This window comes from Actinomadura sp. NPDC048394 (assembly GCF_040651755.1).
GTDB lineage: Bacteria > Actinomycetota > Actinomycetes > Streptosporangiales > Streptosporangiaceae > Spirillospora > Spirillospora montaniterrae.
The window spans coordinates 41,833-58,099 of sequence record NZ_JBEZJL010000072.1; the positions used below are offsets into that span (position 1 = coordinate 41,833).

A 16,267-nucleotide genomic window follows, 5' to 3' on the forward strand; every position below is an offset into this window, starting at 1 on the left:
GGAGGCGCGCGCGGGCGGCTCGGGCTAGGACAGCCCGGCGCGGCGGGCGCGCTCGACGGCGGGGCCGATGGCGTCGGCGAGGGCCTTCACGTCGGCTTCGGTGGAGGTATGGCCGAGGGTGAAGCGCAGCGAGCCGCGGGCCCGTTCGGGGCCGGTGTTCATCGCGGTCAGGACGTGGCTGGGCTGGGACACGCCGGCGGAGCACGCGGATCCGGTGGAGCAGGCGATGCCGCGGGCGTCGAGGAGCATGAGCAGCGCGTCGCCCTCGCAGCCGGGGAACGAGAAGTGGGCGTTGCCGGGGAGCCGGTCGTCGGGGTCGCCGTTGAGGATCGCGTCGGGGACGGCGGCGCGGACCGCCTCGACCAGCTGGTCGCGCAGGTCGGCGAGGCGGCGGGCCTCGGCGTCGCGGCGGGCCACGGACGCCTGGACGGCGGCGGCGAACCCGGCGATGGCCGGGGTGTCGAGGGTGCCGGACCGGACGTCGCGCTCCTGGCCGCCGCCGTGCAGCAGCGGGACCGGGTCGAGGAACAGCGGCTCCTTCGGCTTGGCGAGCAGGAGCGCGCCGACGCCGACGGGGCCGCCGAGCTTGTGGCCGGTGATGGTCAGGGCCTGCGCGCCGCTGGCGGCGAACCGGACGGGCAGGTGCCCGGCGGCCTGGACGGCGTCGGTGTGCAACGGGACGCCGTGCTCGCGGGCGACGGCGGCCAGTTCCGGCACGGGCTGGACGGTGCCGACCTCGTTGTTGGCCCACATCACGGTGGCGAGGGCGACGTCGTCGCCGCTGCCGAGGGCGTCGCGGAGGGCGTCGGGGCGGACGCGGCCGAGGCCGTCCACCGGGATCCACTCGACGGTGGCGCCCTCGTGGTCGCCGAGCCAGGCGACGGCGTCGAGGACGGCGTGGTGCTCGACGGCGCCGGCGAGGACGCGGACGCGGGCCGGATCGGCGGCGCGGCGGGCCCAGTAGAGGCCCTTGACGGCGAGGTTGTCGGCCTCGGTGCCGCCGGAGGTGAACACGACCTCGCTCGGCCGGGCGTCGAACGCCTCGGCGATGATCTCGCGGGACTCCTCGACGACCCGGCGGGCGCGGCGGCCGGCCGCGTGCAGCGAGGAGGGGTTGCCGAGCTCGCGCAGCTCCGCGGTCATCGCCTCGATGGCCTCGGGCAGCATCGGGGTCGTCGCCGCATGGTCGAGGTAGGTCACCACGCGCTCAACAGTATCCGCGCGGCCGCTGTTCCCCGAGGGCGCCCGGGAGCCTGCGCGGGCGGCCCCGTGAGGGGCGCGGTGAGGGGCGCCGTGACCTGGGGAATAACGCCCGGCGGACCGCGGTTGGCGTGTATACCGTCCGGCCGGTACAGTGGAATGGTCATGAAACGTGAAGCCCTCCTGGACGCCGCGGAGTCCGTGCTGTTCGAGCACGGCACGCAGGCGCTGACGCTCGCCGCGGTCGCGGACCGCGCGGGGGTCAGCAAGGGCGGGCTGCTCTACCACTTCCCCACCAAGGAAGCCCTCGTCAAGGCCATGGTGGCGCGGGTCATCGAGGAGTTCGACGGCCTGATCGCCTCCTACGACGACGGGACGCCGGGGTCCTACACCCGCGCCTACGTCGAGGCCACGTTCGAGATCCTCGGCGGGGAGGCCCGCGCGTACCGGCGATGGTCGGCCATCACGGCCGCCGCCGCGGATCCGGAGCAGGCCGAGCCGCTGAACGAGGCGATGCGGCGCTGGCACGGCCGCGATCCCGGCGACGATCCGGACCCGGGCGCCGCGCAGGTGGTCCGGCTGGCGGCCGAGGGCCTGTGGGAAGTGGTGAGCCACGCGCCCGAGCTGTACGACGGGGAACAGCTCGCGGCACTGAAACGGCGGCTGCTGGCGCTCCTGCCGTAGCACGCCGCCGAACCGACGCGGGGCGCCGCATCCGGCGCCCGTCCGGCACCGTCCGAGGCACTCCCGGCCCCTTCCGGGTCTGGAGCGTTCCATGACGTCCGGATCCCCGTCACGGAAGACACGGCGCACACAGATGCGCGCAACCGACGCATGCGCGAATCGCATCCGCGACCCGCGCCCGCGACGAGCCGAGAAAGAGGTGAACCATGCTGTTCCGTGCCCGTTCGGGAACGTTCCTGACCTTCGCGCTGGCGGGCCTGCTCACCGGAGTGTGGGTGGCCAGGATGCCGGCGCTGGCCGGAAAGTTCGGGACGAACGAGGGCGAGATCGGCATCGTCGTCCTCATCTGGGGCCTCGGCGCGATCGTCGCGATGCAGGTCCTGCGCGGCGTCATGGCGCGGGCCGGCAGCCGGAGCGTGCTGCGGGTCGCGCTACCGCTGACCGCGCTGTCCTACGCGGGCGTCGCGCTCGCCCCGACCTACGGGCTGCTACTCGGGGCCGTCGCGCTGTTCGGCATGACCTTCGGGATCACCGACATCGCGATGAACGCCCAGGGCAGCGTGGTCGAGCAGGCGTACCGCCGGTCGATCATGAGCGGGATGCACGCCGGCTGGTGCGTCGGCGCGATGACCGGCGGCCTGTACGGCGTCGCGACCGCCGCGGCCGGGCTCGGCTTCACCGCCACGGTGCTGATCGCCGCGCTGGCCGCGGTGCCGCTCGGCCTGCTGCTCGGCCGCACCTACCTGCCCGACACCTACCCGGTGGACAGCGGCGCGGTGCCCGCCGCCGAGCTGCCCGCCGCGTCCGGGACGGGCCGGGCCGCCCGCCGGCTGCCCGCCGCCGTCTACCTCATCGGCGTGCTCGCGTTCATCGCGTTCATGACCGAGGGGTCGATCGCCGACTGGAGCGGCCTCCTGCTGCACGACGAGCTGCACGCCTCGCAGGCCCTCGCCGCGCTCGGCTACCCGATGTTCGAGCTGGCGATGCTGTTCGGGCGGCTGGTCGGCGACCGGGTGCGGATGCGGCTCGGCACCCGCCGGCTGCTGACCGGCGCCGGGATCGGGACCGCGCTCGGCATGACGGCCGTCGTGCTCGCGCCGTCCGCGCCCGTCGCGATCGCCGGGTTCTTCGTGACCGGGCTGGTGGTCTGCACGGTCGTCCCGACGACGATCTCGCTCGCCGGGACCGCCGCGCCGGGCCGCCCGGCCGCCGCGGTCGCGCAGGTCGGCGCGATGGGCTACGGCGGGCTGCTGCTCGGCCCGGTCGTGGTCGGGTTCCTGTCGGACGCGACGTCGCTGCGCGCCGGCGTCGGCGTGGTCGTCGTGCTGGCGCTGCTGATCGCGGCCGGCGCCCGGCTGCTGCCGCTGCGGTCGTTCGCCGACGTCTCGGCGCACTCCCCGGAGGCGGCCGTCGCCGCCGCCGAGGTCCCCGCGCCCGCGTCCGGTGACGACCCGAACGGCACCCGCCCGCAGCCCGTGGCCGCCTGACCGTCCCACGGGGCCGCTGATCCGGTATAACGCCCTGTAAAACCAGAGACAGGGCGGCGCATGGGCGACTGGCGGGTTCCGGGGTACAGCGAGCTGCGGACCCTCGGCGAGGGGGCGCAGGGCCGGGTCGTCCTCGCCCGGCACGACGGCACGGGACGGCCCGCCGCGATCAAGTACCTCGCCGGAGCGCTCGCGGACGACGCGGAGTTCCGCGAGCGCTTCCGCGGCGAGGCGGACCTGCTACGGCGGCTGCACCACCCGTTCGTCGCCCGGCTGTACGGGCTGGTCGAGACGCCCGGCGGCGCGGCGATCGTGATGGAGGCGGTGGACGGGGCGTCGCTGAAGGCGGTGCTGGCCGAGAGCGGCCCGCTGGCGCCGGAGGCCGCGCTCGCGGTGCTGAAGGGCTCGCTGCTCGGCCTGGCCGCCGCCCACGACCTCGGCATCGTCCACCGCGACTACAAGCCCGCCAACGTGATCGTGCGCGGCGACGGGCTGAGCAAGCTGATCGACTTCGGCATCGCGGTGGAGGCCGGGGAGGCCGGGCGGTCCGGGACGCCGGTCTACATGGCGCCCGAGCAGTGGCGCGGCGAGCCCGCGTCCCCCGCCACCGACGTGTACGCCGCCGCGTGCGTGTTCTTCGAGTGCGTGACGGGGCGGCGCCCCTTCACCGCCGAGGACCAGGCCGGGCTGATGGGCCGCCATCTCACCGCGCCCATTCCGGTCGCCGGCGTCCCCGAGCCGCTGCGGCCGCTGATCGAGCGCGGGCTGGCGAAGAGCGCCTGGGACCGTCCGCTCGGCGCGGCCGCGTTCGTGACCGAGCTGGAGGCCGCGGCGGCCAACGCCTACGGGCCCGACTGGGAGGCGCGCGGCGTCCGCACGCTCGCGGGCGCCGCCGCCGCGCTGTCCCTGCTGTTCCCGCTCACCGCGCTGGGCCTCGGCACGGGCGGCGCCGGGGCCGGGGCCGCGGCGGGCGGAGCAGGCGCCGCGGCCGGGACGGCGGGCGCCGCGGGCGGGTCCGGCGCGGGCGCGGGCACCGCCGGGACGGCCACCGCGGGCAAGGGCGTCCTCGGGGCGCTCGGCGCGAAGGGCGCGGCGGCCGCGGTGGGCGGCGCGGCCGTCGTCGCGGCGGCCGGCGGCGCGGCCGTCTACGTCGCCGAGGCCAAGGAGAAGCCGAAGCCGAAACCGGTCGTGGCCGCGCTGACCGCGCTGAACGAACCGCAGCGGGATTTCGGCAACGGAGTGACGTTCCGGGCGCAGGGGCAGGTCGTGACGGTCACGGGCGGGCGGCCCGCGCTCGTCCGGAAGATCGACGCGGCGCTGCGCGCGCCGCTCGAAACGCGGTGGGCGAAGACCCGCAAGGGCCTGGCCGGGATCGGCAGGGGCGGCTACACCGACGTCGTGAAACCGGCGATCCTGATGCGCAACGACCGGCTCCTGTCGGTCTGGTACACCGTCTCCCTGCAGGGCGAACGCGGCACCGGCTGGGACCACTCGGAGGCCGTGACCGTCGACCTGCGGACCGGCGCCGCCTACCACCCGCTCGACCTGTTCCGCGTCCCGACCGCTCAGGGCCTCGCGCCGCTGGACGAGAAGATCAAGGCGCACCTGCCCCACGGCACCTACTGCTACAGCGACGTCGACCCCGGGACCGGGCCGATCCAGCCGCACGGCACCGACAACCCGTCCGCGTTCGTCAGGACCGGGGACGTCAGCATGGCGCTCACGCCGACCGGCGTGCGCGTCGCCTTCTACGGCGCGCTGCTCGGCTACGCGTCCGCGTGCGGCGAGGAGGACACGACCGTCCCCTACGCCGAGGTCGCGGGCATGCTCAAGCCGGAGCTGCTGAAGGCCGTCCCGTATCCGCGGCCCGCGCGCTCCTGAGACGCCGGAACGCCCCGCCCCCGGAGCGTTCCGGGGACGGGGCGTCCGCGCGAGATCACTTGCGCTTGTTGATCTCTTCGGTGAGCTGCGGCGCGACCTGGAACAGGTCGCCGACGATGCCGTAGTCGACGAGCTCGAAGATCGGCGCCTCGGGGTCCTTGTTGATGGCGACGATGGTCTTCGAGGTCTGCATGCCGGCCCGGTGCTGGATGGCGCCGGAGATGCCGACCGCGACGTACAGCTGCGGCGACACGGTCTTGCCGGTCTGGCCGACCTGGAACGAGTGCGGGTACCAGCCGGCGTCGGTCGCGGCGCGGGACGCGCCGACGGCCGCGCCGAGCGAGTCGGCCAGCCCCTCGATGATCTTGAAGTTCTCGGCGCCGCCGACGCCGCGGCCGCCGGAGACCACGATCGCGGCCTCGGTCAGGTCCGGGCGCTCGCCCTTCTCCTGGACGACCTTCTCCACGATCTTCGTGCCCTTGTCGGCGTCCGACAGCGTCACCGAGACGGCCTCCTCGGCCGGGGTGGCCGGGGACGCCTCGGGGGCGACGGAGTTCGGCCGCACGGCGATGATCGGCGTGCCGGTCTTCACCTTGGCGTGCGCGATGATCCCGCCGCCGAAGATGGAGTGCTCGGCGACGAAGCCGTCGGTGACGTCCACCACGTCGGTGAGCACGCCGGAGCCGGTCTTGACCGCCAGGCGGCCCGCGATCTCCTTGCCCTCCGCGGTCGCGGACACCAGCACCGCGGCCGGCGACTTGTCGGCGACGAGCTGCGCCAGCAGCGCGGCCTTCGGCGCGACGACGTAGGAGGTGAGCTCCTCGTCGGCGGCGACGTAGAGCTTCGCGGCGCCGTACTCGCCGAGCTTGTCCTTGGCGCCGTCGGCACCGGGGCCGATCCATACCGCGGAGGCCTCGCCCAGCTTGTTCGCCAGCGTCAGCAGCTCGAGGGCGACCTTCTTGACCTCACCGTCGACGTGGTCGACGAGGACGAGAATCTCAGCCATTGTCCTCTAATCCCCTTCCTCGGTCAGACGAACTTCTTCGACGCGAGGAACTCGGCGATCTTCACGCCGCCGTCGCCCTCGTCGGTGACGATCTGACCCTGCGCGCGCGGCGGGGCCTCGGCGAAGTCGACCACCTCGGTGGCCGCGTTCGCCAGGCCGACCTGCGCGGCGTCGATGCCGGCGTCGGCGACGCCGAGCGTCTCGACCGGCTTCTTCTTGGCCGCCATGATCCCCTTGAACGAGGGGTAGCGCGGCTCGTTGATCTTCTCGACCACGGAGACCACCGCGGGCAGGGTCGCCTCGACGCGGTCGAAACCGTAGTCGGTGACCCGCTGCGCCTTGATGGACGAGCCGTCGATCTCGACCTTGTTGGCCAGCGACACCTGCGGCACGCCGAGCCGCTCGGCGAGCATCGCGGCGAGCACGCCGGTGCGCGCGTCCGTCGACTCCGAGCCGAGGATGACCAGGTCGAAGCCGGTGCGGCCGAGGGCCTGCTGGATCGCGTAGGAGGTCTGCAGCGCGTCGGAGCCGGCGAGGGCGTCGTCCACGAGGTGGACGGCCTTGTCGGCGCCCATCGCCAGCGACTTGCGGATGGAGTCGGTGGCCTTGTCCGGGCCCATGGTCAGAACGGTCACCTCGCCGCCCTGGGCCTCCTTGATGCGCAGCGCCTCTTCGATGGCGTACTCATCGAGCTCGTTGATGACACCGTCCGCGGCAGCCCGGTCGAGCGTGCTGTCATCGGACTTCAGCTTGCGCGGGCTCTCCGTATCGGGAACCTGCTTCACCAGGACGACGATGTTCATGGCCGGTGGCCGACCTCCCTGCACTCAGTTGGCCGCTGGGGTAAGCGGACAGAGGGGCGCCGCCCATGACGGGTCGACGCGACATGCGGTTTCGCAGTCACAGCCTGCCAAACACCCGAACGTGCTTCGGAGCCGGGTCCCCGGTTCGGCCGTGCACGACAAATGTTACTCATCGGTAGCCTACTGGCAAATCCCAGTTCGTGAGACCTTACCCACGCGACCCCCCGGTTTACGGGACGGGACCCGTCCGGATGGCGGCGTGACGCAGTTCATACTCACCAGCGGTCCACGGCGTTCTGCAGCCGGTCCATCGCGCGCTCCAGCGTGCTCTGCAGCCCGTACATCGGCGCGAAGCTCGGCGTCAGCGACATCGCCCCGACCACCGCCAGCAGCGCCAGCACGCCGAGCGCCACCCCCGCGACCGCGATCCGCCGCGGGCTCCCCGCGACCGCCGCGAACATCCGCTCCAGCTGCCGGCGCGGCGCGCTGACCCCCGGCGCCGTCCACAGCACCGCCGCCCCCGCCCCCGCGCCGAACGAGCACGCGCCCAGCGAGTCGATCTCCCCGCCGATCACCGACGCCGCCGCCAGCCCCAGCGGCACCGCCACCGCCAGCGCCGCCGCGTACGGGACGGTCAGCGCCGTCCGGCCGAGCGCCCACGCCCGGCCCGCGACCGTGTCGGACGTCGCCGCCCGCAGCACCGTCACCGCCGCGAGCGTCAGCAGCAGGCCCGCGATCGGCATCATCACCGCGACGCCGACCCCGATCACCACCACCGTCGCCGCGAGCAGCCGCGCCCACGCCTGCGCCACCGCCGGCTCGCCCGTCCGGGCCACCGGCTCCGCGGCGGCGGGCTCGGCAGCGGGCGGCGGCGCCACCGGCGGCGCGGCCTCCTCCACCGCCGGCGCGGGCGCCGGAACGGGCCGCGCCGGCCGGGGCACCAGCCGGGACGCCTCGTCCGCGAGGCGCTCCGCGTCCGGCCGGGCCGCCGGATCCGGGTCCGCGGCCATGGCCACCAGCGGGCGCAGGTCGGCGGGCAGCGCGTCCGGCGGCACCTCGAACCGCCCGGTCGCCGCGAACGTCACCGTCGCCGCCCACGCGCGCACGTCGCCGGGCCCGTGCGCCCCCGCGGCCAGCCCGAAGTCCACGACGACGGGCGAGCCGTCCACCACCAGCACCGTCCCGGGCCCCAGTTCGCCGTGCGCCAGCCCCGCTCGGTGGACCGCGGCCAGCGCCTTCGCCAGCCCGGCCGCCATCCGCCGCAGCGCATCACCCGGCATCGGCCCCTGCTCCGCGACGACCTCCGCCAGCGGACGGCCCGGCACGAACCGCGACACCACGTACGGCCGCCGCACCCCGGACTCGCCGTCCAGCACGTCCGCCGCGTAGGGGCTGGCCACCGCCCGCATCCGCTCGATGTCGGGGGCGGCGCCCGGCGGGAGCAGCCGGATCGCCACGTCGCGCCCGTCCGGCCCGGTGGCCCGGTGCACGCCGGTCCCGCCGGCCGGCCGCGACAGCAGCCGGTACGGCCCGATGTGCTCCTGGTGGCTCGTCTCGCCGCTCATATGGCCCGCCACCCTACCCACCGCCCCACCTCGCCCGCAGCGATCCGGACTAGAGGTAGCCGGTGCGGCGGAGTTCGGTCTCGAGGGCGGCGAGGAAGGCGTCGACCTCGTCCTTGTCATAGGTCTCGCGGAGGCGCCGCAGGGTGAACGAGCGGGCGCGGACGTCGTCGGCGCCGACCACCTCGGCGAGACCGCGGCGGTCGCCCGCCAGCCAGTCGCGGACGCGGGCGACGAACCCGTCGACCTCGGCGGGGTCGTACCCCTCCTTGAAGCGCGCGCGGGTGAAGCGGGCGGTGCCGAGCAGCGCCATGACGCGGCGGACGTCGGCGAGCTGCCCCGGCATCACCGGACGGCCCTGGAGCAGGCCCTGCGCGTGCCGCGCGTACAGGCTCGCCGCCTGGTAGATCTCGGCGAGCCGGGGGCCGTTGGCGGGGACGCCGGTGCCGGTCCGCGCGTCGCGGGCCGCGCGGGTCGCGGCGTCGAGGGACTTGCGGGCGTGGCCCGCGGCGTGCTCCGACCAGGTCCCGCCGATGGCGTGGCTGCGCTCGGCGGCGACCAGCTCCCGCTTGGCCTCGGCGAGCGACACCTCGATCACCGAGACCGTCAGCGCGAAGCCCGCCTGCGCGAACGCGGCGCGGCCCGCGACGACCCGGTCCGCAGGCGGCTTCGGCTTGGGCGGCGGGGGCGGCTCCGGCTTCGGCGCGGGCTTCAGCCGCAGCCGCGGCGCGATCGACCCGGGGTTGGCGAACCGCGCCGCCAGCTCCGCCGCGTCGGGCCGCTGCTCCGGGTCGCGGGCCAGCGCGTCCTCCAGCACCTCGCGCAGGTCCGGGTCGATGCCGGCGAGGTCCGGCCAGCCGGTCAGGACACGGCGGACGAACGCCGCCGGGCTCGTCGCCTCGTAGGTGCGGCGCCCGGTCGCGGCGTAGGCGATCGTCGCGGCCCAGCCGAACACGTCGGTGGGCGGGCCGGCGGGCTTGCCCTCCAGCACCTCCGGCGAGACGTAGCCGGGCGTGCCGACCGGCCCCTGGGTCAGCCGCGACGCCCCGGAGAGGTAGGCGATGCCGAAGTCGATCAGGATCGGGTCGCCGGACACCAGCATCACGTTGCCCGGGTTGACGTCGCGGTGGACGCTCTCGGCCTCGTGGACGGCGGCGAGCGCGTTGGCGAGGCCGCCCGCCAGCCGCAGCAGCCCGTCGCGGGGCAGCGGGCCGCGGCCCTTGACCGTCTCCAGCAGCGAGGTGCCCTCGACGTAGCGGGTGACGATGTACGGCGGGTCGCCGTCCACGTCGTGGTCGACGAGCTCGACGACGTTGCGGCTGCGGATCCGGCGCATCGCCTCGACCTCGCGGCTCAGCCGGTCCTTCGCCTGGAACTCGGCGGGCAGGAACGGGTGCAGCGTCTTGATCGCGACCATCCGGCCGTCGTCGGCGCGGGCGAGGAAGACGTCGCCCATGCCGCCGCGGCCGAGCCGCTGCAGCGGGCGGTACGGGCCGATCGGCGCGAGGGGGCGGGGGCGCCCGTCCGGCACGCGGCCGCCGGTGGAGACGGCGGGACCGCTGCCGCTGGACACCCGCAGCCCGGCGGAGTCGGGGCGCAGCGCCCGCAGCCGCTTCACCAGCGCCTCCGCGGACGGGCGGGCGGACGGGTCGGCGGCGAGCGCGTCGGCCAGCAGCGGGCGCAGCTCGTCGGGGACGCCGCTCAGGTCGTGGTCGCCGCGGATGATCCGGACGCAGACCGCCGCGTCGTTCGGCGCGTCGTACAGGTCGACGCCGGTCGCCGCGAACGCGACGGTCGCGGCCCACGCGAACACGTCCGCGGCGGGGCCCGCGTCGGCGCCTTCCAGCAGCTCGGGCGCGAGGTACCGCCAGGTGCCGGACCGGCCGCCGCCGGTGTGGGTGAGGCGGGTGTCGTCGACGCCCTGCGAGATGCCGAAGTCGATCACGACCGGCTCGCCGGCCTCCAGCAGCACGTTGCCGGGCTTGATGTCGCGGTGCACGACCCCCGCGCGGTGCACCGCTTCGAGGGCCTCGGCGGTGCCGACGGCGATCCGCCACAGCGCGGCGCCGGTGATCGCGCCGCCGGTGCGGACCTCGTCCAGCAGCGGCCGCCCCTCGACGTAGCGGGTGACGATGTAGGGGACGCGGGCGTCGACGTCGAACTCGACGATCTCGGCGACGCGGGGGCTGGTGACGCGGCCCATCGTCTCGACCTCGCGGCGCAGCCGGGCGCGCGAGTCGGCGGCGTCGACCAGGTGCGGGTGCAGGGTCTTGACGGCGAACGTGCCGCCGCGCGGGTCGCGGGCGCGGAACACCTGCCCCATGCCGCCGGAGCCGATCAGCTGCACCGGGCGGTACGGGCCGATCATCTCGGCCTGCTCCCCCGCCTCCTCCTGCTCGACCGCGGCAGGCGGCTCGGCCGCAGCGGGCCGCTCGGCGGGCGGCTCAGCCGCGGCGGACTCGGGCGCGGCGGGCGGGGCGGGCGGGGCGGGGACGGGAGGATCGGCGGGGAGCGCGTCCTGCGGGAGCGGGGGCGCGGGGACCGGCGCGGCGAACGGCGGGGGGCCGCCGGGCGCCCCGTCCGGCGGCGGAGGGACCCAGGCTCCGTCAGACGAACGGGAACCCGGTGACGAGGTCGTGGACATCGCTGCGCAGGCTCTCCAGGTTCTGGCTCATGCCGTCCAGCGGGGTGGTGTCGGGGGGCTGCTTCTGGGAGAGGCCGACCAGCACGGCGGCGAAGATCCCGAGGATGAGGGCGGCGGCGAGCGCCGCCTCCGTGCGCGGGAGCAGCGCCCCCCAGATCCGGGCGAGCTGGCGGCGCGGCGCGCCGCTGCCCGGTGCCAGGCAGAGCAGCCCGATCACCGCCATCGCCGAGTAGGCGATCGCCCGGGACGCCGTCATGTCGGACTTGGCGAAGATCAGCACGCCGAGCAGGACGAGCCCGGCGAACAGGCTGAGCGCCGACAGCAGCGCGGTCACCATCACCGCGCCGGGCAGGTGCAGCGGCGTCCGGAACGCGGCCGCGACCACGTCGCCCGAGCGGGGGCCGCGCCGGGTCCGCTTGCCCTCCATGCCCTGCGCGGCCTTGTCGGCGCTGCGCAGCACCAGCACGCCCACGATCGTCACGCCGACGGCGAGCAGCGGCGCGATGTTGGCGAAGCCGAGCAGCGCCACCAGGACGATGAAGCCGAGCACCCGGTACCAGCCGTAGGGCTTGCGGGCGTCCTTGTCGCGGTCGTCGCGGGCGGGCTCGGGACGGCGGTGCGGCGCGTCCCGCTGCTGCGGGTCGTAGGGGCCGCCCTGCTGCGGGCCGCGCTGCAGCGCGTTCGGCGGCGGCTGGTTCGGCTGGTTCGGCTGGTTGTAGGGGCCGTAGTTCGCCGGCGGGTACGTCCCCTGCGGGCCGTAGTTCGGCTGCGCGTAGCGCGGCGCGGCGTCGTAGGGGCCGGGCGCGGGCGGCGGGACGGGCGGCGGCGCGGCGGGCGGCAGCTGGCCGACGAAGTCCTTCGGCTGCGCGGGGACGGGCGCGGGCGCCGGGAGCGGCGCCGGCGGCGGCGTGGCGGTGCGCCCGCCGGCGCGGCCGTCCGTGCGGCCGTCCGTGCGGCCGGTGGTCTCGCCCGGCGGCATGGCGAACTGCCGGGCGTGGTCGGGCGCCGGCTGCTCGACCGGCGGGACCGTCCCGTCCGGGCGGGTGTAGTGCTGGTCGACGCGGGTCTGGTCGGTGATCGTCGCTTCGAGGTGGATGCGCCGCGCGAGCTGGACGAGGTTGACCGCGGTGGGCCGCTCGGCCGGGTTGCGGGCCATCGCCGAGCGCAGCAGCGGCAGCAGCGCGTCCGGGACGCCGTCCAGGTCCGGCGTGCCCTGCATGATCTTGTAGAAGATCGACTCGAAGGTGCCGGAGCCGAACGGCGGGCGGCCGGTCGCGGCGTAGGCGACCGTGCCGGCGAGCGCGTGCACGTCGGACGGCGGCCCCGCGTCCTCGCCCTCGATGATCTCCGGGGCGAGGTAGCCGGGGGTGCCGATGACCATGCCGGTGGCGGTCAGCCGGGTCGCGTCCGCGCCCTGCGCGATGCCGAAGTCGATCACGACCGGCTCGCCGTCGACGATCATGACGTTGCCGGGCTTGAGGTCGCGGTGCACGATCCCGGCGCCGTGGATCGCCGACAGCGCCGACGCCAGCCCGACGGTCAGCCGCTGCAGGCCCGGCCCGTAGATCGGGCCGCCCTCCTCGACGACCTCCTCCAGCGTGCGGCCGGGCACGTACTGGGTGACGATGTAGGGCTGGTCGGCGGTGACGTCGGCGTCGAGGATCTCCGCGACGTGGGGGCTGTGCACGCGCCGCATCGAGTCGACCTCGCGGGCCAGCCGGCGGCGCGCCGTGGCGTCGCCGGCCACCGCCGGTCGCAGCACCTTGATGGCCACGTTGCGCCCCTCGGGGTCGGCGCCGAGGTAGACGACGCCCATGCCCCCTTCCCCGAGGGTCTGGAGCACGCTGTAGTGGCCGATACGGTCCCCGGACGTGACTGCTCCCTCCATCGTTTCCGAAACCCTACCTTCGTCGCCCCCGCGAGAAGGATCCAACGGTCATCTCAGGCCGCCGCGATCCGGCCGCGATCCGTGATAGGGTCGTCACTTTGCGCGAGCGCCCCCGCGATCCAGCGGGCGGACGGGCGGTCCGCCGGGTCCCGCGAGAGCGCGCGGCGCACCACGCCGAGCAGCGGTTCCGGCACCCCGTCCAGGTCGGCCTGGCCGCGCAGGATGCGGAAGCACACCCCGTGCAGCGAGCCGCGGCCGAACGGCGGGCGGCCCGTCGCCGCGAACGCCGCGGTCGCCGCCCAGGAGAACGCGTCCGACGCGGTCGTGGCGCGCTCCCCCTCGATCAGCTCGGGCGCCAGGTAGGCGGGCGTCCCCACGACCATCCCGCGGCGGGTGATCTGCTCCATCCCCGCCTGGTGCGAGATGCCGAAGTCGATCAGCGTCGGCCGGTCGCCGAGCACGATCACGTTGCCGGGCGAGACGTCCCGGTGCAGCACGCCCGCGTCGTGCACGTCGGCGACGGCGAGGGCCAGCCGCCGCGCGAACCGGACGAGCCGGTCCCCGCCCAGCGGTCCGTACGCCTTCACCAGGTCGTTCAGCGGGCAGCCCGGGACGTACTGCATCACGACGTACGGCCGTTCCGCCGACACCCGCCCGTCCAGCAGCCGCGCCACGTACCGGCTGTTCACCCGGGCCTGCACGGCGAGCTCGCGGGCCAGCCGCGCCAGCGCCTCCGGCTCGCCGGCGACCTGCGGGCACAGCTCCTTGACCGCGACCTCGCGGCCCTGGGAGTCCAGGGCCAGGTGCACCACCGCGGTGCTCCCCCGGCCGATCTCGTCCAGCAGCCGATACTCACCAAGGCGCCGATGAGTCCCCATGAACACTGAGACGCCGGAAACCGCGATCACGTTCCGGCGAAACCCGATCGGACGCCGGCGGGCGCGCGGCCGTTCCCGCGGAAAGATCACGAAACGGCCGCGGCGCGTGACGAGCGCGAGGCGAACGCGGGCGGGCGCGCGAGCGGCCGCGGCGCGGGGGCTCAGCCCTTGCGGGCCGCCTGGCGGGCGCGGCGCTCCTCGCGGCGGGTCTCGAACTTGGTGGCGGCGTCGTCGAGCCCCTCCAGGAACTCGGCGAGCTCCTCGCGGGCCTTGTCGCCGTCGCCGGTGAGGTCGGTGCGGTCGAAGACGCCCCACTTGCGCAGCACCGGGGTGAGCACGTCGTCGTGGTGCAGGCGCAGGTCGTAGATGCCGGCGTTGGCGATGACGACGGACTTGCGCAGGAACCCGTCGATGCTGTGGCCGGGCATCTGGAACGCCTTGACGACGTCGGTGATCGCCCGCATCGTCTCGTTCGGGGCGGCGTCCAGCGCGGCGGCCATCAGGTTCCGGTAGAAGATCATGTGCAGGTTCTCGTCGGCCGCGACGCGCGCCATCATCTGCTCGCAGAGCGGGTCGCCGGACGCCTTGCCGGTGTTGCGGTGCGACACGCGGGTGGCGAGCTCCTGGAACGACACGTAGGCGGTGCCGTGCAGGAACGACTCGCCGTGGTCGGCCTCGTAGCCCGCCTCCATGTGGTGCATCCGGGCGCGCTCCAGCGCGACGGGGTCCACGGCGCGGGTGACGGTGAGGTAGTCGCGGATGACGATGCCGTGCCGGTTCTCCTCGGCCGTCCACCGGTTGACCCAGGTACCCCAGGCGCCCTCGCGGCCGAAGACGGTCGCGATCGCGCGGTGGTAGCCGGGCAGGTTGTCCTCGGTGAGCAGGTTGACGATGAGGGACTCGCGCGCCTCCGGGGTCACCTTCGACTGCTCGATCGACCAGGGCTCGCCGTCCAGCGGCCCGTCGAAGTCGCGGCCCTGGCCGTACGGCACGTACTGGTGCGGGAACCACTCCTTGGCCATGGACAGGTGCCGGTCGAGCTCCTTCTCGACCACCGGCTCGAGGTCGAGCAGGAGGCCGGTCTGGAACTTCTCTTCGGGGGTCACGGTCATGCGCTTCCTTCGCTGGACGTGTCGGGATGCCGGACGGTGCCGCCGCGCCCGCGGCACGGAATGGGGCGCCCAGCAGGCCGTTCTAACCTACTCAAGCGTAGGTTCGATGGTCGCCAGTCGGCACGACCCGCGTCAAGTCACCCCCGTGACAATCAGGGCCGGGAGTGTTTTGTAGATCTGAGCGAAACCCGTCGTCCGCTTTTGTCACTGCGTGTCGGCCGCCTGGTGCCACATCCGGTTCACGGCGGCCCTCAGCAGCGGGCGCGGGACGAGCTTCAGCGCGGGCAGCGCCGCCTTGTACTGCGCGCCGGGGACGCAGAGCGCGCGTCCGGCCGCGACCGCGTCCAGCCCGGCCCTGGCCACGTCGTTGCGGCGCAGCCACAGCAGGTTCGTCGGCGCGTCGTCCTCGGTGCGGGTGAAGCCTGGGCACAGCGCCGTCACGTGGACGCCCTTGGACGCGACCTCCGCGTGCAGGCTCTCGGAGAAGGACGCGACGTACGCCTTCGTCGCGCCGTAGGTGGCGCTGCCGGGCGACGGCGTGAAGCCGGCCATGGACGCGACGTTCAGCACACCGCCGCGCCCGCGCAGGATCATCCCGGGGAGCGCCGCGTGGGTGAGCCGCACCAGCGCGGTGACGTTCAGCTCCAGCTGCCGGAGGTGATCTTCCACCGGCAGGTCCGCGAACGCTCCAAACGCGCCGTGGCCTGCGTTGTTGATGAGGAGCTCGACGGGCTCGGCGCGCAGCCGCCGCTCGATCTCGCCGCGCTGCGCGGGGTCGGTGAGGTCGGCGGCCAGCACCTCGACCGCGACCCGGTACCGCTCGACTAGCTCGCGGGCGAGCCCGTCCAGCAGGTCGCCGCGGCGGGCCACGATGACCAGGTCGGTGCCGCGGGCGGCGAGGAGGCGGGCGAAGCTCTCGCCGATCCCGCTGGACGCCCCGGTCACGAGCGCGGTTCGGTACGCGTGTCGCATGGCGGCAGATGCTATCGGCGATCTTCGTCCGGACCGGGCGCACCCGCCGAAATCGCATGGCAGAGGGCAGCCCGCCGAGCTCCTCGGTGCCGGACGCCGCGGCACCGGTGTTGATCAGGTCGACGACGACGGCGAGCGCGTGCTCGGTGT

The 16,267-nt window shown here is 74.9% G+C and carries 12 protein-coding genes; 3 read left to right on the top strand and 9 right to left on the bottom strand.

Annotated features, from left to right (window positions below; translation table 11 throughout):
* Positions 1-24 precede the first annotated feature (24 nt).
* Positions 25-1,200, bottom strand: coding sequence for a cysteine desulfurase family protein (locus AB0C78_RS38645; RefSeq protein WP_360758171.1), 1,176 nt, complete (start codon positions 1,198-1,200; stop codon positions 25-27).
* A gap of 165 nt (positions 1,201-1,365) precedes the next feature.
* Between AB0C78_RS38645 and AB0C78_RS38650 the strand changes: the two genes are divergently transcribed.
* The 3 genes from AB0C78_RS38650 (at position 1,366) to AB0C78_RS38660 (ending at position 5,252) form a co-directional block, all read left to right on the top strand.
* Positions 1,366-1,884: a TetR/AcrR family transcriptional regulator gene (locus tag AB0C78_RS38650; protein WP_173099427.1), complete on the top strand. Its 519-nt coding sequence runs from the start codon at positions 1,366-1,368 to the stop codon at positions 1,882-1,884.
* 206 nt (positions 1,885-2,090) lie between these two features.
* Positions 2,091-3,371, top strand: a complete 1,281-nt coding sequence (locus AB0C78_RS38655) for an MFS transporter (protein WP_360758147.1) — start codon at positions 2,091-2,093, stop codon at positions 3,369-3,371.
* A 60-nt stretch (positions 3,372-3,431) separates the two neighbouring features.
* Positions 3,432-5,252: a serine/threonine-protein kinase gene (locus tag AB0C78_RS38660; RefSeq protein WP_360758149.1), complete on the top strand. Its 1,821-nt coding sequence runs from the start codon at positions 3,432-3,434 to the stop codon at positions 5,250-5,252.
* Positions 5,253-5,307: 55 nt separating this feature from the next.
* Here the strand turns inward: AB0C78_RS38660 and AB0C78_RS38665 are convergent, their stop codons facing one another.
* From AB0C78_RS38665 to AB0C78_RS38700, 8 genes are all read right to left on the bottom strand, one after another.
* Positions 5,308-6,258, bottom strand: coding sequence for an electron transfer flavoprotein subunit alpha/FixB family protein (locus AB0C78_RS38665; RefSeq protein WP_360758152.1), 951 nt, complete (start codon positions 6,256-6,258; stop codon positions 5,308-5,310).
* A 23-nt stretch (positions 6,259-6,281) separates the two neighbouring features.
* Positions 6,282-7,061 (bottom strand): electron transfer flavoprotein subunit beta/FixA family protein, encoded by a 780-nt coding sequence (locus AB0C78_RS38670; RefSeq protein WP_151547247.1) that lies wholly within the window; start codon positions 7,059-7,061, stop codon positions 6,282-6,284.
* 275 nt (positions 7,062-7,336) lie between these two features.
* On the bottom strand, positions 7,337-8,626 hold the full coding sequence (locus tag AB0C78_RS38675; protein ID WP_360758156.1) for a hypothetical protein: 1,290 nt from the start codon (positions 8,624-8,626) through the stop codon (positions 7,337-7,339).
* Between the two features lie 49 nt (positions 8,627-8,675).
* Positions 8,676-11,267 carry a protein kinase gene (locus AB0C78_RS38680; protein ID WP_360758158.1) on the bottom strand — a complete coding sequence of 864 codons (2,592 nt, stop codon included), beginning with the start codon at positions 11,265-11,267 and terminating at the stop codon, positions 8,676-8,678.
* Positions 11,230-13,155: a serine/threonine-protein kinase gene (locus AB0C78_RS38685; RefSeq protein ID WP_360758160.1), complete on the bottom strand. Its 1,926-nt coding sequence runs from the start codon at positions 13,153-13,155 to the stop codon at positions 11,230-11,232. The genes AB0C78_RS38680 and AB0C78_RS38685 overlap by 38 nt, the downstream gene beginning before the upstream one ends.
* Before the next feature lie 53 nt (positions 13,156-13,208).
* Complete coding sequence (locus AB0C78_RS38690; RefSeq protein WP_151544898.1) at positions 13,209-14,033, bottom strand: serine/threonine-protein kinase; 825 nt, start codon at positions 14,031-14,033, stop codon at positions 13,209-13,211.
* 161 nt (positions 14,034-14,194) lie between these two features.
* On the bottom strand, positions 14,195-15,145 hold the full coding sequence (locus tag AB0C78_RS38695) for an acyl-ACP desaturase (protein WP_151544899.1): 951 nt from the start codon (positions 15,143-15,145) through the stop codon (positions 14,195-14,197).
* Between the two features lie 204 nt (positions 15,146-15,349).
* Positions 15,350-16,117 (bottom strand): SDR family oxidoreductase, encoded by a 768-nt coding sequence (locus AB0C78_RS38700; protein WP_360758163.1) that lies wholly within the window; start codon positions 16,115-16,117, stop codon positions 15,350-15,352.
* Between the last annotated feature and the right edge of the window lie 150 nt (positions 16,118-16,267).